Consider the following 26,098-nt stretch of genomic DNA (forward strand, 5'->3'; position numbering starts at 1 on the left):
CGGGCCCGAACCGTGCCTCCCGTCCGGATGCTGGTCACCAGTACGGTTCGGCACTGACGATCCAGGGCGGCCAGCCGACCCCGCCGCGCCCTGCGAGACTCGTCCGATGGACCTCGACGAGCTCGGACGTCGCATCTGCATCCTCGGTCCGTCCAACAGTGGCAAGTCGACCCTCGCGGCCGCTGTCGGCCGGGCCCGCTCGCTGCCGGTCGTGCACCTCGACCAGTACCGGCATGTGCCAGGGACGGACTGGGTGGAACGGCCAGACCACGAGTTCGAGTACCTGCACGACGAAGCGACGCGCTCCGATCAGTGGGTCATCGAGGGCAACTACTCGCGGTGGTTGCCGACGCGGTTGCGGCGAGCGACCGGACTGGTACTGCTGGACGTCCCGACCAGCGTGAGCATCGTCCGCTACCTGCGCCGCACCGTGTTCGAGCCCGATCGAGCCGGGAGCCTCGACGGCACCCGTGACCGCGTCCGCGTCGAGATGCTCCGCTTCATGCTCGGACCGGCAAGGGAGAACCGGCGCCGGTACCGGCTCGCCTTCGACGAGTTCGACGGGCCGAAGGTGCTCCTGTCGGACCGCGCTGCCCGGTCGAGCTTCTACCGCATCAACGGGCTGAGCCGCCGGAGTCGATGACGCTGCCCGGGGCCGTCGGCCGCTCTCCGGACGTCGGCGGCCACGGCGGTGGTCACGCGGGCTGACCGCTCCACGGGCCCTGACAGCCCTACGCTCAGAAGATGCAGGAAACCAGCTCCGAGCGATGGTTCGCCGTCCGGTGTGTCTTCCGCTACCGCCGGGGCACCTTCGAGGAGCGGATCGTGACGGTCCTCGCCACGAGTGCCGAGGACGCGATCGCGAAGGCCGAGGACGACGCTGCCGAGTACGCGGCCACCATGCGGACGAAGTACCTGGGCCTCGCGCAGTCGTACGAGCTTCCCGACGGACCGGGCGACGGTGCCGAGGTGTTCTCGTTGTTGCGCGACTCCGACCTGCCCGACGACGCGTACCTCGACGCCTTCTTCGACACGGGAGGCGAGCGACAGCGCGACGTGGAGACGCCCGCGGCACCGCCGGATCGACCCGCCGGTCCGCCGACCGAGGAGACGAGCCCGGCCGACGAGACGGACCCTGTCCCACCGGGTGCCAGGTCGGTCGGAACGGTGGCACTGCCGACCTGGACGATCAACCACTTCTCGCAGAGCAATCCCACGGGCGAGGGACAGGGCGATGTCGCGGCACTCCTGCGTCGGGTGGCGCAGACGATCGACGACCTGGGCGACGTGTCCATCGAGGACATCACCTTCGCGAGCAGCGTGACCGCGGGCTAGGACGACCTCACCGTGACCGTGTACTTCCATCCGGAGCCGCGCCGACGCTGACTCGCGGATGGGGCAGCCGCTCACGCGGACCGCGTCACGACGGCACCGGTTCGTCACCCTCGGAAGCGCTGCACGCCTCCGCCACCGACCTGGTCGACACCGAGCGGACCCGGGCGCAGGGGTCGAAGGGACATCCTCGAGCGGCTCGTCGACGAGGCGCTCGAGGCGGTGGCACCGATGTGCAGCCCTCCCCGTCCGTGGTCTGGCAGCACGACCATCCGGTGGCCCGACCCGTCCAGGGTCACCGCGTCGGATCGGGCGGGGCAGCGCTGGCGCGCGCATCGGCTTCGGCGAGCAGGGCCCGCACGTGGTCGGCGTCGCCGGGCGGCCAGCCGCCGGAGCTCGCCAGTGGGAGTTCCGTCAGGTCGCGCCGTCGTGGTTCCAGGTGGTCCCGTACGATGCGGTCGCCGAGGACGATCCGTGGCATCCGGGTCCGGAACCTGTTCTTCCGCGCCGCCTCGGTCGCCACCCCGCTCATGCGGCTCCTCGACCTGCCCGCCAGGGGGATGGACCTCCGCCGCTGCCAGCAGGCTGTTGCCAGTCATCCGCTCTGACGGCCGTACGCCGCAGGCAGCAACGCTGCTCGCCACCAGAGCGGCTAGGCGAAGAAGACGAACGTGCCGACACCGATCCAGGCGAGGCCGATGGCGGCCAGCGCAGCAAGGCTGGTGACACCGGTCGCGATGACCGCCGACACTTGTTCCTTCCAGACGCGGAGGGAGCTCGCCGCGATGCAGAGGGCGAGCACGGTGACCGGGAAGGTCGTGACCATCGCGACAGCCTGCAGGGCCGCGGCGCCACGATCACCAGCTGTGGGCGGCGAGCTCCCGGCGTCGTAGTCGAACTGGGACGGCGGGGTCTGACGAGCGGGATCGAAGACTCCGGCCGCGACGAGCACGACACCCCACAGGACCACCAGTGCGATCGCGACGAACGCGCGGACGTTGACCTGCTGGGTCTGATCACGCCTGCGACGGACCATGCGACCTGCCTCCGATCAGGGCTTCGCCCCGTTCCCGAACGACCCGTGCAGCGTCGTCTGGGCGAACGCGGTCCCGTCGATCACGCCGCGGACCCGCGCGAGCGAGGCGTCGTCCGCCGGTGAGACCCCGATCGTGAGCGAGCCGTAGTCGACGCGCATCGTCTGCGGGATGCTCGCCTCGAGACCCGTGACGCCGGGCGTGGCGGCCAGCGTGGCCAGCCCGGATGCGACGCCGAGGGCGGTCTCGTCAGGGATCCGCTGATCGAACGTGCCCGAGTAGGTGACGGTGGAGAGGACGTGTCCCGGCCCGGCCGGCACCTGGAGCGTGAGGGTGACACCGGTCCAGGCGATCCGCTCCGCCATCGCCTCCGGGACCGCCGCCGCTTCCGCCGGGGACGCGTCCGGGTCCATCGTGACCACGAAGGCGCTCGAGAACGAGTGCGACTCGGTCGCACCGGCCGGGGGTGCGGGACGAGCCGAGGGCGTGGGCACCGGCGGGACTTCGGGATCGTCCGGGGAGACGGCGCCGATCGGCGGCGGTGCGGCCGGGCCGGCGTCGCGGTTGTTCCAGGCGTCGAGGCCGGGAGGCGTCACGTCCGTCCCGTCGGCGGCGGTGTACCGCTGGTGCAGCTCGACCCGGTTCGTCGCGCTCGCGACGCCGGGGCTGGACTGCACGGTGCGGAGTGCGTCGTCGAGCGAGGACGCGACCTGCGGGTCCAGCTGCGGGGCCGCCGGTGCCGTGGCGGAGGAGGCCGCGCCTCCCGGCCCGGCTGCGCACCCCGCGACCGAGACGAGCGTGAGGACGAGGGCGGCGGTGACGGCGGCGGTTCGATGGAGCACCTTCCGACCGTACGGCTGCGGACAGCGCCGGCGCATCGACCGTTCGACACAGATCGCCTCCGGCCGTGACCGCTGTTGGTGTCCCGGAACCCGACTGACCATCGAGACGCCGTGAACCACCCTGCCCAGCCGAACCGTGCCGTCAGTCACGGAACACGAAGTCGACCGCTCCGGAGATGGCGACGAGGACGGCCACCGCCATCGCGGCGAGTGACACCCCGAGCGCGACGGTCGCGGAAACGCGCTCTCGCCGAGATGCGAACGACGCCCCGGAGAGTGCTGTCGCGACGACGGCGACAGGGAGCGAGAGCATCTCCAGAGTTCCCCACGCCCCCTTGACGTGGTTCTGCAGGTCGGTCGGGGCGACATGGTCGAGGTCATGGTCGAAGCTGGCCGGTGGGTAGCCGACCGATCGGGCGTGGAGACCGGCGAACACCATCGCAACGGCCCAGCTGAGCAACGCGGTGAGCGTCGCGACGGCGAGCCAGTTCAGGCCCTTGCGCGGCGATCGCTCTCGGCCGCCGTGCCGACGCCTCGCCGTCGGGTCCCAGTCGTCCTCGCTCCCCCAGGCGTCCCAGTCCGTCACGGGGCGAGCCTACGAAGCAGCGCCTCCCAGCACATGACCCTCGGGATCGAGGTGTGCCCGCGGTGACAGCTGCGGTCGGAGTCCGCACTGACAGGTCGACCCCGCGCGTGGTGAGCTGGGGTCATGCGCATTCGATCTGCCGCAGTCGTCGTGCTCGACGAGCGGGTGCTCGTCATCAGGCGGGTCAAGGACGGTCGGAGCTACAGCGTCCTCCCCGGCGGCGGTGTCGAGGAGGGTGAGAACCTCCGCGAGGCGTGCCGCCGCGAACTGCTCGAGGAGACCGGACTCGTCGGCACCGTGGGTGATCTGCTCGACATCCCGCTGGCCCACGATGTGCCTGTTGTGTACTTCGTGGTGCGGGTGACCTCCACGGAGCTGTCGCTCGGCGGGCCCGAGTTGCACCGCGCCTCGGAGGACAACGAGTACGACCCGACCTGGATCGCCGCTTCGTCACTCGACGACGAACGTCTCGTCCCGGACGAAGCGCGGCGCGCAGTCCACCTCGCCCTGAGCGCAAGGCGGCCTCCACCAAGGCCGCCTCGGTAGCCGACGTACCGCCTCCCCGCGGGCACTTCGACCAGTCCGCCTTCCGGTACCCGTACTCCGGCGCTGAGAAAGCCCAGACTGGGCGACGTGAGCCACCACATCGGAGACACTGTCCGCATCACCGGCCGGGTGAGACCGGCAACGTGGGGACGGTCGTCTCGGTCGACGAAGAGCGAGGACGCTACCTCGTCCGGAACCACGACGTCGAGCAGCAGCCCGGCTTCGAGAGCTTCCAGCTCCTCCGCCCCACCGCAGGCGGCACCCGCTACTTCGTCGTCTCCACCTGGGCGGATGAGGACTCCTACCAGGCGTGGCGCACCGGACAGGCCGGCGCGCACCACGGCGACAGCAACCCGGTCGCGACCGGCGCGGAACTCCTCGAGTTCGAGACCGTCACTCTCTGACCAAGTCGACGGAGCGCCGCTGAGCCGAAGATGCTGGGCGGCGCTTCGTGCCGTTCTCAGTGATGGCCGTGGACGACAGCGTGGCCGAGGTCGCGGCTGATCATCCATCGGTTCACCGGGGTGGTGACCACGAACGCAAGCGCGAGGGACAGTGCCAGGGAGCCCCAGAACAGCCACTGGTCGAGCTGCGCGTCCATCGTGCCCGGGATCGCGACGACAACGGTGTTGTCGATGATCTCCATGACGGCGATTGAGACGGTGTCGGCTGCGAGGGCGACCTTGAACGCCGCCGCGAGCGTCAGGCCGGACTTGATGACGCCGCGCATGGTGAGGGCGTAGCCGAAGATGAACGCCAGCACGATCGACAGGACGACGGTGCCGGCGTTGGGGAAGCCGGCAGCGGTGCCGATCACCATCCCGAGTACTTCACCGATCGCGCAGCCGGTGAGGCAGTGCAGCGTCGCTTGCGCGGCCGTCGCCCACGACGTCGTCCCGTGCCCGGCACCGTGGCCGGTGTGCTCGTGTCCGCTCATCTGGTGATGCTCGTGCGTGCCCATGATGCTCCGATCTGACGCGGCCGACGCCGACAGTCCACGTGTACCCCCTGGGGGTATCATGCGCTGCAACGCGGAACCACGCGATGTGTTCCCGATCCGGACGTCTCCGCCGGGTTCGGTGTGGATCCGCCCTGCCGGTTGCCGCCGCCCGCAGGAGTACCGCACCATGGAAGCCCTCACCCGACCCTCCTGCTCGAAAGACCGATGCTCACCACCACCGCCTCCCCGCGTCGCCGGCTGCTGTTGCAAGCCACGGCGACGCTGGCGTTGCTGCTCCTGGTCGGGTTCACGGTCCTGATGCACACGATGGCCGGGCACACCGCCAGCCACGGGCACCCGATGAGTGCTCCCGCGGTTACCGCCAAGCACAGTCACGTCGCGGCCGTGGGCCATGACGAGCACGCAGCTCCGACGACTGCGGTGATGACAGTCCTCACCAACTCAGGCTGCGACGGTGGCCTGTGTGCGCTGATGTGCTCGCTGATGGGGATGGCGTGCGCGCTGACGATTGCCTTGTTCGCTTGGGAGCTGCTGCGCGCACGGACCGGCGGCGTCCTCGCGCTGCTGTCTCGGCTGCTCGCGCTGGCGGGCCAGCTGCCGCGCCGCATCGCGGCTCCGAGACCACCGTCACTGACGGCGTTGCAGATCATCCGCATCTGATCCGCCCCCTGCGGGACCACGCCTTCGTAGTGTGGCTCCCGCATGCCCAGATCCGGGAGGCACCCGCCTGCCCGGAACACCTGACGCATCACGGGAACGGAATACCATGCACACCACAACGACCACGCGCACCCTCGCGATCACTGCCGTGCTGACGCTCGGCCTCACCCTCGCCGGCTGCTCCACGAGCAACAACAGCTCCGACGTCAGTTCCTCCTCGTCGACGACCTCGGCTGCGTCGGCGCACAACCGCCAGGACGTGATGTTCGCGCAGATGATGCTGCCGCACCACGAGCAGGCCGTCGAGATGAGCGACATGCTCCTCGCGAAGGGCGACGGCGTCGACCCGGACGTCGCCGCCCTCGCGAAGCAGATCAAGGCCGAGCAGTCCCCGGAAATCAAGCAGCTCACCAGCTGGCTCAAGGCCTGGGGTGCACCCACCGAGTCGGAGCACTCCGGGACGGGGCACGTCATGTCCGGAATGATGTCGGACTCCGACATGAGCGACCTCAACCAGGCGTCCGCGAAGGACGCAGTAAAGCTCTACCTCGAGCAGATGATCAAGCACCACGAGGGCGCCGTCGACATGGCGAAGACCGAAGTCGATAAGGGAGGGAATACCGACGCCGTGCAGATGGCGAAGTCGATCGTGTCGAGTCAGACCGAGCAGATCACCCGGATGAAGGACCTGCTCGCGGCCGTGTGAGCCAGGCATAGGTCGACAGCTGCCCCGACCCGTGTCTTGGTCGTTCCTTGGAGCCGCCAGGGCAATCTGCACTACGACCTACCAGCGCTACGGCTGGGGTCCGCGGCGGCGCCGGAACACACTCCCCCTCGTGTTCCGGCGCCGCTGCGCCAAACCGGTGATCTTCCCGATCAGTACCGTCGGGACTCCCAACCGAAGGAGCAGCATCGTGCGTATCGGATCGAGCATTGCCCTGATCGTCATCGGCGCGATCATCGCGTTCGCCGTCGACTACCAGGTGGCCGGCATCAACTTGAACCTCGTCGGCTTCATCCTGATGATCGCCGGCGTGGTGCTGCTGATCATCAGCCTCGCCGTCGCGTTCGGCGGCCGCCGAACCACCACGACGACCCGATCGGGTATCGACCCCGCCTCGGGCGAGCAGATCACGCGGCAGGACCGCCGCGACGGCACCTACTGAAGCGGCTCGTCCGCGGCCGGTCTGCGGCGGCGCAGTGTCGTCCAGCTGACAACACTCGCCGCCGCGGTTCCTGCGGCCAGGATCCCGAGCGCCGCCGGCAAGGTCCAGGCGGCCGCAACTGCTCCCACCAGGAGTGGTCCGCCGGCGTCGCCGGCTTCCCGACCGAGTTCCGCATTGCCCATGGTGCGGCCCATGCGTTCTTCCGGGGTCGCCGCCGCGAGGTGGGCGAACGCGAGCGGAGTGACCAGCCCGATCATCACCCCGAACGCGAGCGCCGCAAAGAACAGCGTCACCACGTTCGGAGCCGCCGCGAGGAGGACCAGCGCGGCCGCGGCGATCGCGAGCCCGTTGCTGCTGCCGGCCCGAGTGCTGATCCGACCGGTGTCCCGCAGGCGGCCGGTCACTGGCTGAACGAGCGTCGACACCAGTGCAAGCACCGCGATGGCGACAGCACCGACGATCGGCGGCAGGTCGAGGCGGTTCGCGAGGAGCGGCAGGAACCCGATCGCGACGCCGAGCACCGCGGTCGTGGTTGCGAGGAGCATCGTCGGGATCAGGAACGACCGGTCGGCGGTCTGCCGGACAAGGTCGACGACCGTGTACCGCGGGCGTGGCTGAACGGGAAGCGCCGGCATCGCGACCGCGACCCAGACAGCAGCCGCGGCGGCGAGGAACCCGAGGGCGATGTAAAGCGCGCGGATGTCGAGCGTCTGGACGAGGACGATCCCGATGAGCGGTCCGGCGACGTAGCCGAGACTCTTCCACGCCCCGTACCGGCCGAAGTAGCGGCCGAGACGCTGCTTCCCGGCGATGCGAGCAACAGCCGCCGACGACGCCGGGCTGAACGCCGACGCCGCCGCACCCTGCCCGAGCCGAGCGATAGCGAGCACCACCACCGTCGGGTAGATGATCGCCAGCAGCGACGCGACGACGAAGCCGACAAGGCCACCCACGATCACGGGCTTCGCGCCGATCCGGTCACTGAGCGCACCGAACAGCGGCTTCAGGATCACCTCGGCGACGTCGTAGAGCGCCAGGACGATGCCGAGGCCGAGCAAGCTCAAGCCGATGTCGTCGATCTCGGCACCGAGGACGCTGCCGACGCCATGGGCGCCGAACGCGGTAGTGAAGCCAGCGAGGTAGAGCGGCGCAAGGCTGCGAACAGGCGGCGGCTGCTGAGTCGTCGTCACCGGCCCATCTTGCCGGAACTGTGATCCCGCTCAGGTCCCGCGTGGTGGTGCGGCGCGTCGGGGAGACGGGCGGTGAGGCGGGTGTCAATCGCGATCGTCAGGGCGGTGATCATCATCGACAGGCCGACGGAGGACAGCGTGTCCGTCAGCCAGTGGTAGCCGAGGTAGAGCCGGCTGATGATCTGCATGGCGATCGCGAACACAGCCAGCGCGAACAGGCCGACGGTGACCCATCGGCGGTGCGTGCGGGAGGCAATCAGGAACGCGCCGATGAGGAAGAAGTCGCTGGCACCGAGGACATGCCCGGACGGGAACGAAAAGGTGTGGTCGGGGCCGAGGAGCATCTCGCCAATCGGGGGTCGGGGATGCTGCACGATCGGCGCGAGGACCTGCGCTGTCGCGACACCGACGAGCATCCCGCACGCCAGGACGAGCGGCCGCCATGCATGCCGGGCGAGGATCGCCCACGTGACGGTGACGACCAGGACGACGATCGGCATGCCGACGGGGCCGAAGACCGTCGCGAGGACGGTCATCACGGTGGTCCGGCCAGGGTCGCGTTGCGCGTCGAACCAGTCGTCGACGGGCTGATCGAGGCGCTGAACGCTGGTGTGCCTGAGCACGCCCACCAGCATGATCGCGAACACGATCGCGCCGAGGACGGCGAGGACGAGTGCGCCGCGCAGCAGGACGGCACGCTCGCTCCTGCTGACGGTGCGCAGCTGCGGCGCGAACTTCCGACGCCACCAGCCCGGCTGGTCGGCGCTCACCGGGGAATCCGGGCAGTGCGCCGGCGACGTAGGAGCGCGCCGATGAGGAGGGGAAGCACCGACACGATCACGACGATGATCATGACGGCGTCGATGTGGTCCGCGATGAGGGGCACACCGCCGAGGAGGACTCCCGCGGCGACGAGGACGCCGACCCACGCGACGGCACCGATGACGTTCCACAGCATGAACCGTGCAACCGGCATCCGAGCGGTTCCGGCTGCGAGGGGCACGTAGGTGCGAACGACGGGCACGAAGCGGCCGAGGACGAGGGAGAGTCCACCCCATCGGGCGAAGAACCGCTCGGATTCGTGGAGGCGTGCCGGGGTGAGCAGACGCGCGGTCGGCCGGAACAGGCGCCGACCGAATCGTGCGCCGAGGCTGTACCCGATGACATCGCCGACGATGGCAGCGCTGGTCGCCACGACGGCGACCTGCCATGGGGTGATGCCGAGCGAGGCGCTGAGAATCGCGGCGGTGACGAGGAGTGAGTCCCCCGGCAGGAACGGGAACAGCACGCCGGACTCGACGATGACGAGGAGCGCGATTCCGGCGAGGACCCACGGTCCGAAGGCGTGCAGGACCGTTGCGGCGCTGAACGTGCCGGCGGCGAGGGCAACGCTCATGCGGCGTGCCTCGAGAGGTGCTTCGTGCGCGGCCGGGAAGGAGCGTTCGGGGTGCGGCCGAGCATGCTTCGGACTGCATCGCCGAGGCTGCGGTGGTGCCGCCATTCGCGGACGGTCAGCGCGACGATGGCGAGGTCGAACAGGGTCAGCAGCGCCAGCCCGACGCTGGGGTGCAGGACGAACTCGTATCCCTGCCAGATCACGAAAGCGCCGAGCGCGGCGATGGCCCAGGGGTAGAGCCGGCGGGAGCCGCGGAAGATCGCCGCGACGATGCCGAGCTTCACCAGGCCGTGAATGATCAGGTACGCGGCGGCGAATAGGGTTGCGTCGGCGCTGAGCGTTGCGACGCCGTGGCGGATCAGGTGCGCGAGAAGATCGTCTGGGTCCTCGCGGAGCTCACCGGCGGTGATGAGCCGGGCCACGCTGTCGACCTGGCCGGGGCGCAGGAACAGCAGCGGGATCCCGACGACGAGCTCGATGAACCCGTCGATCGCCTTGAAGGTGAATCCGACGAGGAACACCAGGTCGAACCATCGTTCGTGCGTCCATCGAGTCCGAGTCATGGCCACGACTTTCGCGCTGAGGCTCCCAGAATCGGCCAAGGTGGCCGCCGGCGCGGAGTCTTGTCGGTTTCTGGGGACGGCCCTCGCACCGTAGATGGTGAGGTGATGGAGATGGGTCTCTGGACTGGGTTGGCCGTAGCCAGCGTGGTTGTGCTGGGGCTGGTGAGCACGGGTGCAGCGGTTGTTGCGGTTGCGGTGGAGGCGGATCGAGAGGGACTCCTTGATGCTGAATGAAATCATGCCTCGCACGGTGCCTGCTCACCCGGGCCCGTCCGGTCCTCGAAGCGTCCGGGGGATGGCCGTGCTCGGGCCGGTCCTGGTCGGCCTGGCAGCGTTCCTGGTCGCGGTGATCGGCAGCTGGGTGCCGAGCGTCTGGTACGACGAAGCCGCCACGGTGACCTCAGCGGCCCGGTCTTGGACGGCGCTCGGCCGGGAGGTGCAGCAGGTCGACCTGGTGCATGCCACCTACTACGCCCTCATGCACGTCTGGTTCGGCCTGGTTGGGTACACGCCGTTCACGCTCCGGCTTCCATCCGCGATCGCCGTCGGAGTCACCGCGGCCGTGGTCGTGATCCTCGGCAGACGGCTCGCAGGCGCCCGGCTCGGGATCATTGCCGGTCTGCTCTTCGCCGTCCTGCCGCGGGTGACATGGATGGGCGCGGAGGGCCGCTCCTTCGCCCTCGGCGCGCTCCTCGCAACCCTGTCGACGCTGCTTCTCCTCGCCGCGGTCGACCGCACCGCCGCGAAAAGGGCCGGCTGGATCTGGTGGGTGGTCTACGGAGCGGTATCGCTGCTCGGCTGCGCCGTGTTCCTGTACCTGATCCTCGTCCCGATCGGTCACTTCCTGACCTTGTTGGCGCTGCGCCGCATCCGGCACGAAACCTCCCCGATCCCACTCGCGGCATGGATCATCACCACTGCCGTTGTCCTGATCGGTGCGGTGCCGCTGGCGGTGCTGTCGTCGGCGCAATCAGCGCAGATCAGCTGGATCCAGCACATCAGCGCCCACACCGTGGAGGAATTCCTCGTCACGCAGTTCTCGTACGAGAACACCGGGTTCGCGGTGCTCCTCTGGGTCCTGGCCGGCTTCGGGTTCGCCGCCGCCGTCAAGGTCGAGCGGCTGCGGCCGGTGCTCGCGGTGGCGGTGCCGTGGGTGTTCGTACCGACGCTCGCGCTCATCGCCGCGTCCATCGTCACCCACCCGCTGTACTCACCCCGATACATCGCGTTCGCGGCTCCGGCTGCTGCGCTCCTGATGGCAGCACCCCTCGCCGCGGTCCCGACGAGGTGGTTCCGTCCGGCCGCGATCGTGGTGCTGCTGCTCGCTGTCGGACTGTCGGCGCCGAGCTGGGCGGCGCAGCGGACCGTGACCGCGAAGGACGGCTCCGCCTGGAACCAGGTCGCCGCACTGATCCAGCGGCAACGGCTCGGTGAATCAGACAGCGCACGCGACGCGGTGCTCTTCGGCCCCGTGCAGCGGCACCCGAAAGCGACCTCACGAATCATCGCGGAAAGCTACCCGGCAGCGTTCGCCGGCCTCGACGATCCGCTCCTGATCACGCCCGCCGGTGCCGGTGACGGACTTTGGGAGACGCAGCAGCCCCTCCGATATGCCGGTCGGGCCGTGGGCGGCGCGACGACGGTGTGGCTCGTCACGGCGACAAAGCCGGACGACCGTGCGACGGCGACCGCCGCGCTCCGGCCAGCGGGCTTCCACCAGACACAGCAGTGGAAGGTCGCCCGCACCTGGGTTGTCCGGTACGACCGCGGCTGAGGAGCCGAGCAGCCCGCGCCACCCCGTCCCTGGCCGAGCGTCAGGCGGGGGTGCCGAGCCGGTAGCCCTTGCCCCGCACGGTCGCGATGAGGTCCCGCTCGGTCTTCTTCCGGAGGTAGTGCACGTACGTGTCGACCGTCCCGAGCTGCTCGCCGTGCTCGAACACCGCGGACAGCAGCTGCTCGCGCGAGAACACCCGGTCCGGCTCCGCGGCGAGCACCGCGAGCAGGTCGGACTCCCGGTCGGTCAGGGCGACCCGGCCGCTGTAGGGCGAGTGCACGGTGTGGTCGTCCGGCCGGAACGACCAGCCGCCGATCTCGAACGAGGGCCCGCGGTCCACCGGCTCGCGGGTGAGCGCACGCAGTCGGGCGTCCAGCTCGTCGAAGTCGAAGGGCTTCACCAGGTAGTCGTTCGCGCCGGCGTCGAGCCCGGACACCCGGTCGTGCACCTCGCCGAGCGCGGTGAGCACGAGCGCCGGGGTGGCGACCCGGAAGCGCCGGAGCTCCCGGACCACGTCCAGGCCGTCGCCGTCCGGCAGGCGACGGTCGACCACGAGCACGTCGAACAGCCGGTGCAGCGCGGCCTCGAGCGCGTCCACCCGCGTGGTGACGAGTTCGACGTCCCACGACGCCGACAGCACGTCCCGCACGATCGGTCCGAGGCGCGGGTCGTCCTCGACGAGCAGGACCCGTCCGCCGCTCATCCTCGCCGCCCCCGCCCGCTCACACCGGCGAGCGGCAGGGTGAGCGCGAACACGGTGCCGGACGGACCCGTGCGCTCCACCCGCACGTCACCGCCCGCGCGGACGGCGACGTCCTTCACGAGCGCGAGTCCGATGCCGTTGCTCGTCCGGGTCGGCCCGCCCGTGGCCGGGGCGTCGCCGTGGGCGAACCGGTCGAACACCCGCCGCGGGGCGATCCCCGTGATGCCCTGCCCCTCGTCGCGGACCCGGATCACCACGCGGTCGCCGACGACCTCGTTCTCGACCCACACCGCGCCGCCGGTCGGACTGTGCCCGACCGCGTTGTCGACGAGCGCGACGAGGCACCGCCGGAGCTGCGTCGGCGTGACGGCCAGGACGCCCTCGCCCGGGGTGACCACGAGGTGCACCTGCCGGTCGCGGGCCAGGACCGCCATGTCGTTCGCCGCCGCCGCGAGACCGGCGTCGAGCTCCGCCACCGCGGCTTCGTCGGTCCGGCCCGCCGCGGTCGCGAGCAGGTCCTCGACCACCTCGGCCAGGGCGCGGGTGTCCGTGCGGAGCTCGTCCGCCACCGCCCGCTCGCTGCTCGCGGCGGGGAGCATCGCCTGGAGCTGCTGCACCCGGGCGCTCAGCACCGTCAGCGGCGTCCGCAGCTCGTGACTCGCGTCCGCCACGAACGTCCGCTGCAGCCGGTAGGCCTCGGCCAGCGGCCGGACCGCCCGACCCGCGATTAGCCACGTCGCAATCCCCGCGAGCACCACTGCTGCCGCACCGACCACCAGCACCGCGATGAGCAGATCGAACGTGTCGAGGTACACGTGGACGTCCTCGGGGCCGTGCCGCTCGAGCTGCTGCGCCGGCGTCAGCTGCCAGAGGATGTAGACGGCGACCAAGATGATGACCGAGAACACCAGCGCTGCCGACACGACAGCAACCCGGAGACCGATTCGGAGCGCGGAGCGTCGGTAAGCCCGACGGTCCGGGTCACGATCCGTGACGCCGCGCAACACCATCAACAGCTGCCGCGCCGGCTTCCTCACGAACGATCCTTCCCTCGCCCCGAACGATGCCGACCAGTCTGCTCCAGCCGCCGCGTGACCCGCCGCACCACCACATCAACCCAGACGATCCGAGCGACCGGCGCCACCGCCAACGCCCAGAGGACTGAAGCGATCACATCGGTCGGCCAGTGCACCCCGTCCACGGTCAACGCGGTCGCGACTCCCACGATCACCAGGCCGCCGCACACTGCCCACACTCGTCGGCGTCGGACATCGCGCACCAACATCAACGCCGCCAGGACCAGCGCGACCACGAAGACCATGTGCCCGCTCGGAAACGATGCGTCCGGCTGCGCGGGAACAAACGGGTGCGACAGCACGGTCCCGTCCGGCCGCGGCCGCCCAACCACCACCTTGAGCACATCGGACGGGATCCACGTCAGCGCCACGACGCCCGCGAAGCCAGCGGCAACCAGAAGACGCCGGGTGCGGGCCCACACCGCCGCGGTGAGCACCATCGTCAGCAGGATCGCGGGCACCGGCTCGAAGACGGTGTAAACCGCCGAACTCAGTGCCCCGACCACCCGCACATGCGCACTATTCAACGCAGCCGCCAGTGGCGCATCGACTGGATGGCTGCGCAGGATTAAGCCCGCCACAACGAGCAGGACCACGACGACCACCGCCCGCTCCATAGGGCGACGCCACGCAGAAGCGGTCATTAGAGGGGGCGCGGTCGACTCATTCAGCACCGACACAGTGCAACGAGCTTCTTCCAAGAAATCGCGAAGAACCGAACGTGGACGTCGGTCGTTGTCGTTTGAACCCTCGGCCGCGCTGCCTACGCCCTCCGCGCGCCAACGTCGAGAAGGTCGCGAGTCGAACGGACCGATTTCGGCCCAGTGGCGATTTGACTTCCGACATGCGGGGCCCGTGCTTGGCCTCGACGCCGGCGCCCGGTTAGACGTTCGTAGCAGCGGCTCTGCGGCAGGACGGCGGGTCTGGGAGTCGAGTCTGGTTCAGAGGAGGCTCCGTGCGTCAGTATCTCGCCAGCCGCCGCAGAATCGCCCCGGTGTCCGTCTTCGGCTTCGCTAGCGGTCGAAGCTGCGCTGTCGCTAGCCGCCGAGCGTTCCTGCCGAACGCCCGTCGCCCAGCGAGACCGTTGGACGGGATCCCGATCAAACCTGCAACTACCGAGCGCAACCCACGATGGCCGCCACCGTGAACTTCTCAATCCCTGCCCACCGACGACGAAGCAAGCGCGGTCTGGCAGAGGGCACCGAAGAGTCGAGGTGGGCTGACCTCATTGAGCTCACCACGCGTCGTCGAAGTCCGGAGCCTCGCCCTCCCCTGCGCAGCCGAGGATCCTGGCAGCGCCGTTGATCCAAGATGCTCGGCTGTGTTCGTCCGACGCCTCGTGCAGGTCGCTATGGCCGACGTGCCGCTGGCAGCGGCGGACGAGGAACAACCTCTTGCAGCGAGTCCGCTTCACGAGCGTCGTTTCCGGGGGAAGCCGAGCGCCGCTTCGGCATCGTTCCAATCGACGGAGACGGTGGACCCCCGGTACCGATGAAGGCCTTCATGTCCGATGACGAGGCTGCAGGTGTACTGCCACCACGTCGAAAGGCATGGTTTGGACTCGGGCACGATTGGAATGTAGCGTCATACGAGCGGCTGGCCAGCCCGAAGGGTCAGGGTCTGACCGGTGGTTGGTTGCGCCGCGCGATGAGCTGTTTCGTTCCGTGAGCCATTGGAGCAAGTTCCGGAGGCTCTGTGCTCGTCAGAGCGGTGTCGAAGTCTCATGGGGTCGGAAGGAGCGGGACGCAACTTGGCGCAGCCAGGCCGAGGCATCGGGCTCCACCTGCCCGTCAACTGTTAGAACTGGCGCCTCGCGGGGCTCGACCCGCAGCGGCTCGATTCCTAGGACGCGGCGCACTGTCCGGTCGTCCCAGGCGCCTCCGTGGTGCAGCCCGACTCGCGTCATTCCTCGCCTCTCGACGGGACACAGAATGCACTCCGCGAGACGTTAGAGATCGGGCCGTCCCCGCACTTATGCGGGGACGGCCTTGACCAGGAGACAGGTTAGTTTCCCGCAAATTTACCGCTTCAGGTTCGTCAGCTCCTGCAGCACCTCGTCCGAGGTCGTGATGATCCGCGCGTTCGCCTGGAACCCACGCTGCGCCACGATCAGGTTCGTGAACTCCTGCGACAGGTCCACGTTCGACATCTCGAGCGTGCCGGATGCCAGCGACCCGACACCGGCGGACCCGGGCACGCCGACGTTCGCGTTGCCGGAGTTCGCGGTGGCGCGGTAGCCCGACGCCCCGGTCTTCTCGAGGCCAGCCGGGTTCGCGAAGGTCGCCAGCGCGATGCGGCCGATCGCCAGCGAGGACCCGTTCGAGAACGATCCGACGACGGTGCCGTCCTTCGAGATCGAGTAGCCCTGCAGGGAACCCGCCTCGTGGCCGTTCTGCGACGAGATCGACGCCGTGTTGAGCGCGGCGAAGCCGGACAGCTGCGTCATGTCGACCGCGATGCCGCCGACCTGCAGCGTCTGACCGCTGGTGATCTTGCCGTCGGCGCCGAAGGTGATCGCGCCGGTGGCCGAGGTGCCCTGGCCGTTCGACGCGGCGACCGACCAGCCGGCGGCAGTGCGGGTGTACCCGAGGGACAGGGTGTGCTTCGTGCCGTACTGGTCGTAGACGGTGGCGTCGCGGTTGAGCGTCTCGCCCGCGGCGGTGTCGGACGGCAGGTTGCCGGAGACGGTCGCCGAGCTGGTCGCCGTCGCCGGGGCGGCCGCGTCGATCGGCAGCGTGATGTCGCTCAGGCCGCCACCGTCGTTCACGACGCCGTTGGTCGCGGAGTAGCCCTGCACGATCTTGCCGTCGGCGGTGACGAGGCGCCCGTTCGCGTCGAAGTCGAACGCACCGGCGCGCGAGTAGACGGTGTCGTTGCCGAGTCGGGTCACGAAGAACCCGTCGCCGGAGATCATCAGGTCGGTGGCCTTGCCGGTGGCCTGCGCGGAGCCCTGGGCGAAGTTGGTGGAGACGCCGGCGACCTGCACGCCGAGGCCGATCTGCGCGGGGTTCGTCCCGCCGATGCCGGTCTGCGGTCCCCCGGCACCCTGGGTCATCTGCGACAGGGTGTCCTGGAAGACGGTGGTCGACGACTTGAAGCCGACGGTGTTGACGTTGGCGATGTTGTTGCCGGTGACGTCGAGCATCTGCTGGTGCGAACGGAGACCGGAGATGCCGGAGTAGAGCGAGCGGAGCATGGTGCGACCTTTCGGTGAAGGAGGTCAGGAAGAAGGAGGGAGGAGCGGGGCGGCTCAGGCGGCCTTGATACCGGAGATCACGTCGAGGTCGACCTCCTTCCCGTTCACGGTCACGGTCGGCACGCTGTTCGCGTACGACACGGCGGTGGCGGTGCCCGAGACCGCGGTCCCGGTGCTCGCGTCGGTGTAGCTGACCTGCTTGCCGACGAGGTTCGCGGCGGCGATGCGCATCTGCAGCGAGAAGTTCTCGTTCGCCGTCGTGGTCTGGTTGGTGATCTGCTCCATCGTCGCGAGCTGCGTCTGCTGGCTGATCATCTGGTTGGTGTCCATCGGCGAGGACGGGTCCTGGTTCCGGAGCTGCGTGACGAGCAGCTTCATGAACACCTCGGAGTCCATCGTCTGGGACTTCTTCGCGCTGGCGGTCTGCGCGAGCGCGGCGGCCTGCGTCGCTGCGTCCACCGAGCCGGTGATGCCGTCGAGGGGCATGGTGTGGTCTCCTTCGTGTCCGCGTCAGGCGAGGACGTCGAGTCCGACGGATCGGACGGTGGTGGGTCGGGCCGTGAGCGGCGCGGTCGGGGTGGGGTGGGCCTCCCGGTCGGGTCCCGGTCGCAGCACCGTCGGGGTCGGCCGGTCGTCGCGACCGGGCTGCGCGCCCGGGTGGTTCTGCGACGACAGGTCGAGGGTCGTCGTGACCCCGTTGCCGGCCGCGTCGCGACGCAGGTCCGGTAGCACCTGCCGGACCGCGTCACGGCCGGCGTCCGACGCGGCGAACAGCTCGACGTGCATCCCGTGCGCGGTGACGTGCGCGCGGACGGTGACGGGACCGAGCTGATCGGGGACGACCTGCACCGTGACGACGTGGTCACCGGGGCCGGCCTGGGCGAGCGTGAACAGCGGTCGGGCGAGCTGCTGCGCGAGGGGCGCGGGAGCGTTCGCCGTGGCCGCTCCGGCTGCCGTGGTCGGTGCGCTGGGTGCGGGTGCGGGGACGGCGAACGCCGTCTCGCCACCACGCGGGGTGGTCACGGCCTGGAGGCTCGCAGCACCCTGGTCGCCGGGCCGCCGGTCGGCGTCGGGGCCGGTCCGCGGCCCCGTGGCCGGTCCGGTCTGCACGACCGGTGCCGCGGTGGTCGCCGGGGCGGACGACGGGGCGGGCACCGCTGCCGGCTCGGCTGCCGCACCCGCACCTGGCCCGGTCGCGCCGGCGAAGGCGGTGGAGGCGGCGCTCGACGCGGTCGCCGGAGCGGACGGCGCGGTCGTCGCCTCAGCCGGGACGGCTCGCGGTCCGCGGAGTGATGTCCCCGGAGTCGTGCTCTCGCCCGCAGCTCGGGCCACCGCCGTCGCTGCTGCGCTGGTCGCCGGTGTCGCACCGACCGAGGCCGTGCGACCGTCCAGGACCGACGGCGCGGACGGCACCGACGAACCGGCGGTGGTCGACAGGTCGGCTGCCCCCTGTGCGTCGACGCCTGCGGACGGCTGCGCCGCGGTCGCGGGGACGACGGCGGAGAGGGGCGTCACGCCCGCGGCGGACCGTGCGGCCACGGGGACCGTGGCATCCGAATCGGCCGGACCGGCTTCCGGCGCGGCCTGACCGGCGGAGGTACCCGACCCGACGGACACGACCGCGCCGAGTACGAGCTCGCCGGGCGCGACCGCGGCGGCGACGGCGGACGCGGCGAGCACGGCGAGGAGCGTCGGGTCGACGACGGTCGCGGTGGTCGGGGCGTCGGCTGGCGCGTCGGCTCCGGTCGCCGCTCGACTCGGCGCCGCCTGTATCCCGGTCGAGGAGGCTGCCCCACCGGCGCCGGTCTGCGCACCGCTGCCGCGCGCTCCTGTGCCGGCGGCGGCGAGGGCGGCGCCGAAGGGCAGGGCGGACGCCGAGGCAGGTGCCGCGCCGCCGGTGGTCGTCGCGGTCGTGCCCGGGGTCGTGGATGCGGCGGGTGCCGTGGTCACGGGACTCATGCCGCACTCCCCCGCATCGCGGACAGGAGCGCCGCCGTCTGCAGGTCGGTGACCGACTGTGCAGCACCCGCTGCCGGGACGGACCGGGTCGCCGCCGGTGCCGCGGCCTCGCTCGGCACGATGCGACGGATGGTCGCGATGTCCGAGTCCTTGTACCAGTTGTCCACGATCCGGACGTCCTTCCCGGGTCGCGGTGCGTGCAGCACCTTGCCGTCGCCGACGTAGATCACGATGTGCTGCTCGCCCTTCGGGATGATCAGGTCACCCGGCTTCGCGTCCTTGAGCGAGCCGACGGGCACCCCCATGTCGGCCTGGTCGGGCACCACGCGCGGCATGGTGACCCCGAGGCCCTTGAACACCGTCTGCACGAGTCCGGAGCAGTCCATCCCCGATCGGGTCGTCCCGCCGAAGACGTAGGGCACGCCGAGGTACTTCTTCGCGTCCTCGACGACGTCGGACCCGGTGGCGCCGCTGCCGGTCGCCAGGGTCCCGCGGCCGGCGTCGACCGACGTCGCCGGGGTGCGCGTCGCCGTGTCGGTCGCGGCCGAGCCGGTCGCGGCGCCGCTCGTCGCCGCGCCGGTCGCGGTCGCCAGGGCGTCGGCGAACGCGCCGCTCGCCTGGCCGGACGGCCCGCTCGCGACCGCGGTCGTGGCGCCACCGCGGAGGGTGTCGATCTGGGTGCGGATCTCGGCGATCCGGGACAGCACGGCGTCCACGCTCATCGGGCACCACCTTCCGTGCGGCGTCGTGCCGCGATCTCGTCGAGGGCGTCCTGCTCGGCTCGCAGGTCGGCGGCGGCCTGCTCGCGGTCGTGGTGCCCCTCGAGCTTCTCGAGTCCGAGTGCGGCACGGCGGGCGGCCGAGTACGCGGCCTGGGCGCCGTCGGCCTCGGCGCGACGGGTGCGCGCGACGGCGTCGAGCTCCTCGAGCATCCCGCGCGTGGAGGCCCGGGCGGCGGCGAGGGCGCTCAGCGTCGCGGCGTCGGTGACGGGCTGCGCCTGCTCGCGGTCCGCCAGGTTCCGCCGGGCGGCGATGCGGGCGTCGGCGGCGTCACGGAGCCGGTCGTTCGCGGCGGCGAGGGCGGCGGCGGCGCGGTCCTGCTCGGCGTGCCGCAACCGCAGCAGTCCGGCGAGGGGGAAGCGTGTGGCCATCAGGCGGACACCCCCAGCCGGGCGACGAGGGCGTCGAGGGCGCGCCAGGACGTCCCGGCGTCGGCCCGCTCGTCCATGCCCTGTCGGAGGAACGCGTCGATCGCGTCCTGGTGGGTGACCGCGGCGTCGACGAGCGGGTTCGTGCCGGGCTGGTAGGCGCCGACGTCGAGCAGGTCCTGCGCGTTCCGGCGCGCCGCCATGACCTTCCGCAGCGCCGTCGCGGCGGCACGCTGCCACGGCTCGGTGACCTTCGAGGCCACGCGGGACACCGACCCGAGCGCGTCGACGGACGGGAAGTGCCCGGTCACGGCGAGCTTCCGGTCGAGCACGACGTGCCCGTCGAGGATGCTCCGCGCACTGTCCGCGATCGGCTCGTTGTGGTCGTCGCCGTCCACGAGCACGGTGTACAGCCCCGTGATGCTGCCGATCCGGTCGGTCCCGGCGCGCTCGAGCAGCCCGGCGAGCACCGAGAACGTCGACGGCGGGTACCCCCGGGTCGCGGGCGGCTCGCCCACGGACAGGCCGATCTCGCGCTGCGCCATGGCGACGCGGGTGAGGGAGTCCATCATGAGCACGACGTCCTGCCCGGCGTCGCGGAACGACTCGGCGATGCGGGTGGCGACGAACGCGGCGCGCAGGCGCATCAGGGCCGGCTCGTCCGACGTGGACACGACGACGATCGAGCGGGCGAGCCCCTCGGGGCCGAGGTCGTCCTCCAGGAACTCGCGGACCTCGCGGCCGCGCTCCCCCACCAGGGCGATGACGTTCACGGCGGCGTCGCTGCCGCGCGCGATCATCGACAGGAGCGAGGACTTGCCGACGCCGGAGCCCGCGAACAGGCCCATGCGCTGCCCGCGGCCGACGGTGGTCAGGGTGTCGAGCACGCGCACCCCGAGCTGCATCGGGGCGTCGATGCGCGTGCGGGCCATGGCGTTCGGCGTCGCGTGGTCGATCGGCACCCAGCCGTCGGTGTCGAGCGGACCGCGGTCGTCGATCGGCCGCCCGAGTCCGTCGAGCACGCGTCCGAACAGCCCGGCGCCGGTCGGCACGAGGACCGGCCGACCGGTCGGGCGCACGGGTGTGCCGGCGGTCACCCCGACCAGACGCCCGAGCGGCATGCAGCGCACACCGGTCGGGTCGGTGGCGACGACCTCGACCGGGGCCTGCTGACCGTCCTCGGCGCCGACGGTCAGGACGTCGCCGATCCGGGCGTCGACCCCGGCGACGGTCAGCCCGAGGCCGACCGCGCTCGTGACGACACCGACGCGCTGCGGTGCGGCGAGGGCGATCGCCTCGTCCAGACCGCGGGGACGGAGGAGCGTCGCGGTCACCGGGACACCTCCGGTCGTCCGGCGGAGCGGCCCAGCGCGACCCGCGCGCGGTCGAGTGCGGTGCCGATGCGGGCGTCGAGCACCCCGTCGGGCAGGTCGACGACCGCGTCGCCGTCGTGCAGCGCGGCGTCGGCGACGACGGGGACGGGGAGCGTGAGGTCGGCGACGCGGGCGGCGTCGGCGGGGCTGAGCCGGACCGCCACCGGGACCGTTGCGTCGACCGCAGCGAGCGCACGTCGGACGGTGACCTCCGCGCCGGGGGTGGGGCGTGCCTCCAGGCCGTCGCCAGCCCCGGCCGCGTCGTCCTGGCGACCCGACCGGACCACGTGCCCCACGACCGCCTCGGCCAGGTCGAGGGCTGCGTCGACCAGGGACGCCTCGGCGTCACGCAGGACCGGCGCGACCTGGGAGAGCATCGCGTTCGTGGCGGCGTCGAGCACCTGGACGCGGCGGACCGTCTCGGCGTGCAGCGCGGCGAGACGCGCTTCGTGCTCGGCCTCGAGCCGGGCGTGCAGCGCGACGGTCTCGGCCTGCGCGGCGCGGAGGCCCGCGGCGTAGCCGGCGGCGTGCCCGCGCACGTCGGCGGCCGCCGCGCGGTCGCGGGTGGTCGCGCTCCCGAGCACCGGGAACGCGACGCGCTGGACGGTGACGTCAGTCAACGAGCTCGTCCTCCTCGGCGCGGTGGACGGTGATGGTGCCCTCGGCCTCGAGCTCGCGGACGGAGCGGACCACCTCGGCGCGCGCCTCCTCGACCTGCGAGACGCGGACCGGGCCCATGGCCTGCAGCTCGTCGTCCAGCAGCTGGCGGTTGCGCTCCGAGACGTTCGCGCGGATGGTCTCCACGACCGGGGCCGGCGCGCCCTTCATGGCGGTCGCGAGGAGCTTCGAGTCGATGCCGCGCAGGACCTGCTGGATGTCGCGGGACTCGAGCTTGACGATGTCCTCGAAGGTGAGCATGCGCGAGCGGATGTCCTCGGCGAGCTCCGGGTCGCGCGCCTCGAGCCCGTCGAGCACGGCCTTCTCGGTGGCGACGTCCGAGCGGTTGATGATCTCGACCAGGGGGGCGATGCCACCGACGACCTCGACGCTCTCGCGCGGGGACACCACGGCGCCGGCGCGCTGGCGGAGGACCCCGGCGACGATCCCGACGGCCTCCGGGGTCGCGGTGCCCATGGTGGCGAACGCCTGGGCGACGTCGGTGCGCACGCGGTCGTCGACCCCGGCGAGCACCGCACTCGCCTGCCCGGGGGCCAGGTGCGCGAGCACGAGCGCGATGGTCTGCGGCAGCTCGCCCTCGAGCAGGCTGACGACCTGTCCGGGCTCGGCGTCGTCGAGGAACTCGAAGGACTGCCCGGCGAGGTTCGACGCCAGGCGGTCCATCACGCCAGCGGCTCGCTCGGAACCGAACGACGCCTCGAGCAGTCCCAGCGCGGCGTCCTTGCCGCCGCGCTTCTGCACGCGCCCGCGCTGGGTGATGCGGTGGAACTCGCTCATCGTGCGGTCCACGACGCTGTCGTCGACGCGGCGCATCCGCACGATCTCCGCGCTGATCTCCTCGGCCTCGAGCTCGGTGAACTGCTTCATCACCTCGGCGGCGCGCTCGGTCTCCATCTGCATGAGGATGAGCGCGACCTTCTGCGCGCCGGTCAGGGTGCGCTCGGCGGCGCCACCGCCAGCGGGGACCGGGACGAGGGCGCTCACACCGGCGTCCGGTCGTCGAGGAGTCCGCGGAGCAGGTCGGCGGTGCGCTTCGGGTCACGCTCGGCGAGTGCCGAGATCTCCTGGCGGCGCCGTTCGGCGCTGATCTCGTCGGTCGTCAGCACCTCGGTCGGGGCATCGTCGTGCGGCAGGGTCGGCAGCGCGACGGTCTCCGGCTCGGTGGCCGGGATCGCCAGGTCGTCCGCGCCGAGCGGCAGCTCGAACGTCTCGCCGGCGAAGACGTCGAGCTCTCCGACGTCCACGGCCTCGCGGGACTGGCGGCGGGCGCGGCGGGCGAGGACGATCGCGAGCACGATCGCGGCGGCGAGGACCGCGAGCACGATGCCGGCGGTGCGGATGGCCGACCACATGGCCTGCTGCTGCTCGACCTGCTGCTGCTCCTCGAGGGCCTTCGCGGCGTCCTTCGCGGCGGAGTCGTCGAAGTCCATCATCGCGACCCGGACCTGGTCGCCGCGGGTGTTGTCGGCACCGGCGGCGGCGGACACCAGGTCGTTGATGCTCTGCAGGTTGGCGTTCTGCACCGAGTCCGCGCGGGAGTTCAGGGCGACCGAGATCGTCTGCCGCTGGACGCCGCCGGCGGGGATCTGCGTCGTCTCGGTGGTCTTGTCCACGGCGTTGTTCTTCGTCGCCGACTCGTTCTTGTAGCCGCCGTCGCCGGTGGCCGTGCCGTTCGCGGTCGTGCCGCCGGCCGTACCGTTCGGCACCGCGATGTTGTCCGGGCCGAGCACGCCGGTCGCACCGGCACCCGCGTTGGAGCCGGAGCCGTACTCCTCGGTGGAGCTCGACTCGTTCAGGGCGACCGGACCGCTCGTCGGCTGCGCGAAGCTCTCCGAGGTCCGTGTGCCGGACTCCTGGTTCATCGTCGCCGAGACGACGACGCTGGCGTTGCCCGGGCCGAGCGTCGTGTCGAGCAGGTCCTGGATCTTCTTCTGCGTGGTCGCGTCGTAGTCGGCCGCCTGGTCCGCGCCGCTGCCGGTCGCACCAGTCCCGACCGCGGACAGCGTCTGACCCTTCTGGTCGACGACGGAGACGTCGGTCGGCTGCATGCCCTCGACCGCGGCGCTCGTCAGGTGCACGATCGACTGCACCTGGTCGGTGGTGAGCTGCGCGCCGTTCTCGGTCGCGACGAACACCGACGCCGTCGGGTCCTTCTCCTCGGAGACGAAGACGGTCTTCTCCGGGATGGCGAGCTGCACGGTGGCGGCCTTCACGCCGTCCATCGACGAGATCGTCTTCGCGAGCTCACCCTCGATCGCGCGCTTGTAGGTGACGTCCTGCTGGAACTCGGAGCTCGTCACACCCATCTTGTCGAGCAGCGAGTAACCGCCCTCGTTCGACGACGGCAGGTTGTTCGACGCTGCCTTGAGCCGCTCCGAGTACACCTTGTCCTGCGGCACGAGGATCGTCGCCCCGCCGTCGGTCAGCTGGTAGGGCACCCCGTCCGTCGTCAGCTGGTCGGTGATCGAGCTCGCGTCCGCCGCCGCCAGCCCGGTGAAGAGCGGCGCGTAGGACGCCTTGCCGAGCCAGCTCGCGAGCGCGATGCCCCCGAGCACGAGCGCGGCGACACCGATCAGCGCGATGGTGCGCTGTGCGGCGGAGAAGCCCTTGACGTAGGCGACGATGCGCCCCCACGTGTTCTGCACCGCGGCGGGCATCAGGCCTGCATCCGCATGATCTCGTTGAACGCGTCGACGCCCTTGTTGCGGACGGCGGCGACGAGCTCGAGGGTGACCTGGGCACGGGTGGACGCGATGGTGGCGTCGTGGATGTCGTCGAGGTTGCCCGTGACGGCCTTGAGCGCCAGGGTCTTCGAGGTGCTCTGCAGCTGCTGCAGGCCGTCGACCGCGTTGCCGAGGCTCGCGGCGAAGCCGTCACCGCCGGCGGTCGGCTGGACCGCACCGGCGCCCGCCGCTCCGGCTCCCGTGGCACCGCCGAGCGCGCCGGTACCGGTCGCGGCGTCGGCGGCACCCGCGAACGCGCGGGTCATGGCGTTGGTCGTCACACCGTTCAGGGCGTCGATGGGCATCAGTTCTTCCCGATCTGCAGTGCCGCCTCGTAGGCGGTCTTGGCACGGTCGACCACGGCGGCGTTCGCCTGGTAGCCGCGCTGGGCCATGATGAGGTCCGCCATCTGCGTGCCGAGGTCGATGTCCGGCATGCGGACGTACCCTTCGGCGTTCGCGAGCGGGTTGTCCGGGTCGTAGGTCACACGGCCGGCGGCGCTGCCGAACGCCGCGCCCTTGACGTAGGCGCCGGACGTGCCCGCACCCTCCTGCACCTCGACGTAGCGGGCCTGGAACGCGGAGTCGCCCATCGACCGCACCGTGTTGACGTTCGCGATGTTGTCCGAGATCGCGTCGAGCCACTTCCGGTGCACGGTCATGCCGGTGCTCGCGATGCCGATCGCGTCGAAGGTCGTCACGAGTTCGTCCGCATCGCCGCGCGCAGGGCCGTCGCCTCGCCGCCGACCGCCTGGGTGGCGAACTGGTAGCGCAGGACCGTGTCGATGTTCGACAGGGTCTCCTGGTCGAGGTTGACGTTGTTGCCGATCTCGTTCGTCGGCTCGAGGCTGCGCGCGGTGGTCGCGGTCGCGTGCCCGTCACCGTGCACGATCGACTGCGCGAGGGCGTCCTCGAAGCGCACCTTCTCGGCGTGGTAGTTCGGCGTGTTGATGTTCGCGATGTTGTTCGCGATGGTGCGCTGTCGCAGCGACAGCCCGTCGAGCGCGCTCTGCAGCGCGACGCTCGTCACGGAATCGAACACGGGTGGCCCGTCCCCTCGGTGTGCGACGTCGTGCGACGTCGCCGATTGGCGGTGGCCGATCCGTGGCCGAACGAGTGAGCGATCCGTGCTCGCGGGGCGCTGTCGGCGGGGGCGTGCGGGGCGTTAGGGGTCGCCCCGAACGGGGGGCGGGG

At 71.0% G+C, this 26,098-nt stretch carries 32 protein-coding genes; 8 read left to right on the top strand and 24 right to left on the bottom strand.

Annotation, left to right across the window (positions count from 1 at the left end):
* Nucleotides 1–106 precede the first annotated feature (106 nt).
* Together QUG98_RS12250 and QUG98_RS12255 are read left to right on the top strand one after the other, a co-directional pair.
* Nucleotides 107–643: a P-loop NTPase family protein gene (locus tag QUG98_RS12250; protein WP_289470787.1), complete on the top strand. Its 537-nt coding sequence runs from the start codon at nt 107–109 to the stop codon at nt 641–643.
* A 101-nt stretch (nt 644–744) separates the two neighbouring features.
* Nucleotides 745–1,335: a hypothetical protein gene (locus QUG98_RS12255; protein WP_289470788.1), complete on the top strand. Its 591-nt coding sequence runs from the start codon at nt 745–747 to the stop codon at nt 1,333–1,335.
* Between the two features lie 292 nt (nt 1,336–1,627).
* Here the strand turns inward: QUG98_RS12255 and QUG98_RS12260 are convergent, their stop codons facing one another.
* The 4 genes from QUG98_RS12260 to QUG98_RS12275 form a co-directional block, all read right to left on the bottom strand.
* Complete coding sequence (locus QUG98_RS12260; RefSeq protein ID WP_289470789.1) at nt 1,628–1,855, bottom strand: hypothetical protein; 228 nt, start codon at nt 1,853–1,855, stop codon at nt 1,628–1,630.
* A 129-nt stretch (nt 1,856–1,984) separates the two neighbouring features.
* Nucleotides 1,985–2,368: a hypothetical protein gene (locus tag QUG98_RS12265; RefSeq protein WP_289470790.1), complete on the bottom strand. Its 384-nt coding sequence runs from the start codon at nt 2,366–2,368 to the stop codon at nt 1,985–1,987.
* A gap of 15 nt (nt 2,369–2,383) precedes the next feature.
* Nucleotides 2,384–3,208, bottom strand: coding sequence for a hypothetical protein (locus tag QUG98_RS12270; RefSeq protein WP_289470791.1), 825 nt, complete (start codon nt 3,206–3,208; stop codon nt 2,384–2,386).
* Nucleotides 3,209–3,350: 142 nt separating this feature from the next.
* On the bottom strand, nt 3,351–3,794 hold the full coding sequence (locus tag QUG98_RS12275) for a hypothetical protein (RefSeq protein WP_289470792.1): 444 nt from the start codon (nt 3,792–3,794) through the stop codon (nt 3,351–3,353).
* Between the two features lie 123 nt (nt 3,795–3,917).
* Between QUG98_RS12275 and QUG98_RS12280 the strand changes: the two genes are divergently transcribed.
* The gene (locus tag QUG98_RS12280; RefSeq protein ID WP_289470793.1) at nt 3,918–4,340 is read left to right on the top strand and encodes an NUDIX domain-containing protein; all 423 of its coding nucleotides are present in this window, start codon (nt 3,918–3,920) and stop codon (nt 4,338–4,340) included.
* A 143-nt stretch (nt 4,341–4,483) separates the two neighbouring features.
* Nucleotides 4,484–4,744 carry an antibiotic biosynthesis monooxygenase family protein gene (locus QUG98_RS12285; protein WP_289470795.1) on the top strand — a complete coding sequence of 87 codons (261 nt, stop codon included), beginning with the start codon at nt 4,484–4,486 and terminating at the stop codon, nt 4,742–4,744.
* A 56-nt stretch (nt 4,745–4,800) separates the two neighbouring features.
* Here QUG98_RS12285 and QUG98_RS12290 read toward each other — a convergent pair whose 3' ends face one another.
* Nucleotides 4,801–5,277, bottom strand: a complete 477-nt coding sequence (locus QUG98_RS12290; RefSeq protein ID WP_289470796.1) for a DUF4396 domain-containing protein — start codon at nt 5,275–5,277, stop codon at nt 4,801–4,803.
* 228 nt (nt 5,278–5,505) lie between these two features.
* Between QUG98_RS12290 and QUG98_RS12295 the strand changes: the two genes are divergently transcribed.
* The 3 genes from QUG98_RS12295 to QUG98_RS12305 all read left to right on the top strand — a co-directional run bounded on the left by QUG98_RS12295 (nt 5,506) and on the right by QUG98_RS12305 (nt 7,127).
* Nucleotides 5,506–5,961 carry a hypothetical protein gene (locus QUG98_RS12295; protein WP_289470797.1) on the top strand — a complete coding sequence of 152 codons (456 nt, stop codon included), beginning with the start codon at nt 5,506–5,508 and terminating at the stop codon, nt 5,959–5,961.
* A 106-nt stretch (nt 5,962–6,067) separates the two neighbouring features.
* Nucleotides 6,068–6,667, top strand: a complete 600-nt coding sequence (locus tag QUG98_RS12300) for a DUF305 domain-containing protein (protein WP_289470798.1) — start codon at nt 6,068–6,070, stop codon at nt 6,665–6,667.
* A gap of 130 nt (nt 6,668–6,797) precedes the next feature.
* Complete coding sequence (locus QUG98_RS12305; protein ID WP_353067848.1) at nt 6,798–7,127, top strand: DUF6458 family protein; 330 nt, start codon at nt 6,798–6,800, stop codon at nt 7,125–7,127.
* Here the strand turns inward: QUG98_RS12305 and QUG98_RS12310 are convergent.
* From QUG98_RS12310 to QUG98_RS12325, 4 genes are all read right to left on the bottom strand, one after another.
* Nucleotides 7,121–8,317 (bottom strand): MFS transporter, encoded by a 1,197-nt coding sequence (locus tag QUG98_RS12310; protein WP_289470799.1) that lies wholly within the window; start codon nt 8,315–8,317, stop codon nt 7,121–7,123. The genes QUG98_RS12305 and QUG98_RS12310 overlap by 7 nt on opposite strands.
* Nucleotides 8,314–8,964 carry a phosphatase PAP2 family protein gene (locus QUG98_RS12315; protein ID WP_289470800.1) on the bottom strand — a complete coding sequence of 217 codons (651 nt, stop codon included), beginning with the start codon at nt 8,962–8,964 and terminating at the stop codon, nt 8,314–8,316. Before QUG98_RS12315 ends, QUG98_RS12310 begins: the two co-directional genes overlap by 4 nt.
* A 119-nt stretch (nt 8,965–9,083) precedes the next feature.
* Entirely contained in the window at nt 9,084–9,713 is a 630-nt protein-coding gene (locus tag QUG98_RS12320) for a DedA family protein (protein WP_289470801.1), read from the bottom strand.
* Nucleotides 9,710–10,234, bottom strand: a complete 525-nt coding sequence (locus tag QUG98_RS12325; RefSeq protein WP_289470802.1) for a DUF2127 domain-containing protein — start codon at nt 10,232–10,234, stop codon at nt 9,710–9,712. The genes QUG98_RS12320 and QUG98_RS12325 overlap by 4 nt, the downstream gene beginning before the upstream one ends.
* A 337-nt stretch (nt 10,235–10,571) precedes the next feature.
* Here QUG98_RS12325 and QUG98_RS12330 point away from each other — a divergent pair, with 337 nt between their 5' ends.
* A complete protein-coding gene (locus QUG98_RS12330; protein WP_289470803.1) occupies nt 10,572–12,050 on the top strand; it encodes a glycosyltransferase family 39 protein in 1,479 nt (492 codons plus the stop codon).
* Between the two features lie 40 nt (nt 12,051–12,090).
* Here the strand turns inward: QUG98_RS12330 and QUG98_RS12335 are convergent, their stop codons facing one another.
* From QUG98_RS12335 to QUG98_RS12405, 15 genes are all read right to left on the bottom strand, one after another.
* On the bottom strand, nt 12,091–12,753 hold the full coding sequence (locus QUG98_RS12335) for a response regulator transcription factor (RefSeq protein ID WP_289470804.1): 663 nt from the start codon (nt 12,751–12,753) through the stop codon (nt 12,091–12,093).
* Complete coding sequence (locus QUG98_RS12340; protein ID WP_289470806.1) at nt 12,750–13,676, bottom strand: sensor histidine kinase; 927 nt, start codon at nt 13,674–13,676, stop codon at nt 12,750–12,752. Before QUG98_RS12340 ends, QUG98_RS12335 begins: the two co-directional genes overlap by 4 nt.
* A gap of 110 nt (nt 13,677–13,786) precedes the next feature.
* The gene (locus QUG98_RS12345) at nt 13,787–14,434 is read right to left on the bottom strand and encodes a phosphatase PAP2 family protein (protein ID WP_289470807.1); all 648 of its coding nucleotides are present in this window, start codon (nt 14,432–14,434) and stop codon (nt 13,787–13,789) included.
* Nucleotides 14,435–15,849: 1,415 nt separating this feature from the next.
* On the bottom strand, nt 15,850–17,025 hold the full coding sequence (locus QUG98_RS12350; RefSeq protein WP_289470808.1) for a flagellar hook protein FlgE: 1,176 nt from the start codon (nt 17,023–17,025) through the stop codon (nt 15,850–15,852).
* A gap of 54 nt (nt 17,026–17,079) precedes the next feature.
* Nucleotides 17,080–17,511 (bottom strand): flagellar hook assembly protein FlgD, encoded by a 432-nt coding sequence (locus tag QUG98_RS12355; RefSeq protein WP_058729550.1) that lies wholly within the window; start codon nt 17,509–17,511, stop codon nt 17,080–17,082.
* A gap of 24 nt (nt 17,512–17,535) precedes the next feature.
* A complete protein-coding gene (locus tag QUG98_RS12360; RefSeq protein ID WP_289470809.1) occupies nt 17,536–18,984 on the bottom strand; it encodes a flagellar hook-length control protein FliK in 1,449 nt (482 codons plus the stop codon).
* Complete coding sequence (locus QUG98_RS12365) at nt 18,981–19,706, bottom strand: C40 family peptidase (protein WP_289470810.1); 726 nt, start codon at nt 19,704–19,706, stop codon at nt 18,981–18,983. Before QUG98_RS12365 ends, QUG98_RS12360 begins: the two co-directional genes overlap by 4 nt.
* Nucleotides 19,703–20,134 carry a flagellar FliJ family protein gene (locus QUG98_RS12370; protein WP_289470811.1) on the bottom strand — a complete coding sequence of 144 codons (432 nt, stop codon included), beginning with the start codon at nt 20,132–20,134 and terminating at the stop codon, nt 19,703–19,705. Before QUG98_RS12370 ends, QUG98_RS12365 begins: the two co-directional genes overlap by 4 nt.
* Nucleotides 20,134–21,465 (bottom strand): FliI/YscN family ATPase, encoded by a 1,332-nt coding sequence (locus QUG98_RS12375; RefSeq protein ID WP_289470812.1) that lies wholly within the window; start codon nt 21,463–21,465, stop codon nt 20,134–20,136. The genes QUG98_RS12370 and QUG98_RS12375 overlap by 1 nt, the downstream gene beginning before the upstream one ends.
* On the bottom strand, nt 21,462–22,124 hold the full coding sequence (locus QUG98_RS12380; protein WP_289470814.1) for a FliH/SctL family protein: 663 nt from the start codon (nt 22,122–22,124) through the stop codon (nt 21,462–21,464). The genes QUG98_RS12375 and QUG98_RS12380 overlap by 4 nt, the downstream gene beginning before the upstream one ends.
* Nucleotides 22,117–23,166: a flagellar motor switch protein FliG gene (fliG, locus tag QUG98_RS12385; RefSeq protein WP_289470815.1), complete on the bottom strand. Its 1,050-nt coding sequence runs from the start codon at nt 23,164–23,166 to the stop codon at nt 22,117–22,119. The genes QUG98_RS12380 and fliG overlap by 8 nt, the downstream gene beginning before the upstream one ends.
* Entirely contained in the window at nt 23,163–24,839 is a 1,677-nt protein-coding gene (gene fliF / locus QUG98_RS12390) for a flagellar basal-body MS-ring/collar protein FliF (RefSeq protein ID WP_289470817.1), read from the bottom strand. The genes fliG and fliF overlap by 4 nt, the downstream gene beginning before the upstream one ends.
* Nucleotides 24,839–25,210, bottom strand: a complete 372-nt coding sequence (fliE, locus tag QUG98_RS12395) for a flagellar hook-basal body complex protein FliE (protein WP_289470818.1) — start codon at nt 25,208–25,210, stop codon at nt 24,839–24,841. Before fliE ends, fliF begins: the two co-directional genes overlap by 1 nt.
* Entirely contained in the window at nt 25,210–25,605 is a 396-nt protein-coding gene (locus tag QUG98_RS12400) for a flagellar basal body rod protein FlgC (RefSeq protein ID WP_289470819.1), read from the bottom strand. Before QUG98_RS12400 ends, fliE begins: the two co-directional genes overlap by 1 nt.
* Nucleotides 25,602–25,946 carry a flagellar basal body rod protein FlgB gene (locus tag QUG98_RS12405; protein WP_289470820.1) on the bottom strand — a complete coding sequence of 115 codons (345 nt, stop codon included), beginning with the start codon at nt 25,944–25,946 and terminating at the stop codon, nt 25,602–25,604. The genes QUG98_RS12400 and QUG98_RS12405 overlap by 4 nt, the downstream gene beginning before the upstream one ends.
* Nucleotides 25,947–26,098: the final 152 nt, after the last annotated feature.

It is taken from the genome of Curtobacterium subtropicum (genome assembly GCF_030362975.1).
Classification (GTDB): domain Bacteria; phylum Actinomycetota; class Actinomycetes; order Actinomycetales; family Microbacteriaceae; genus Curtobacterium; species Curtobacterium subtropicum.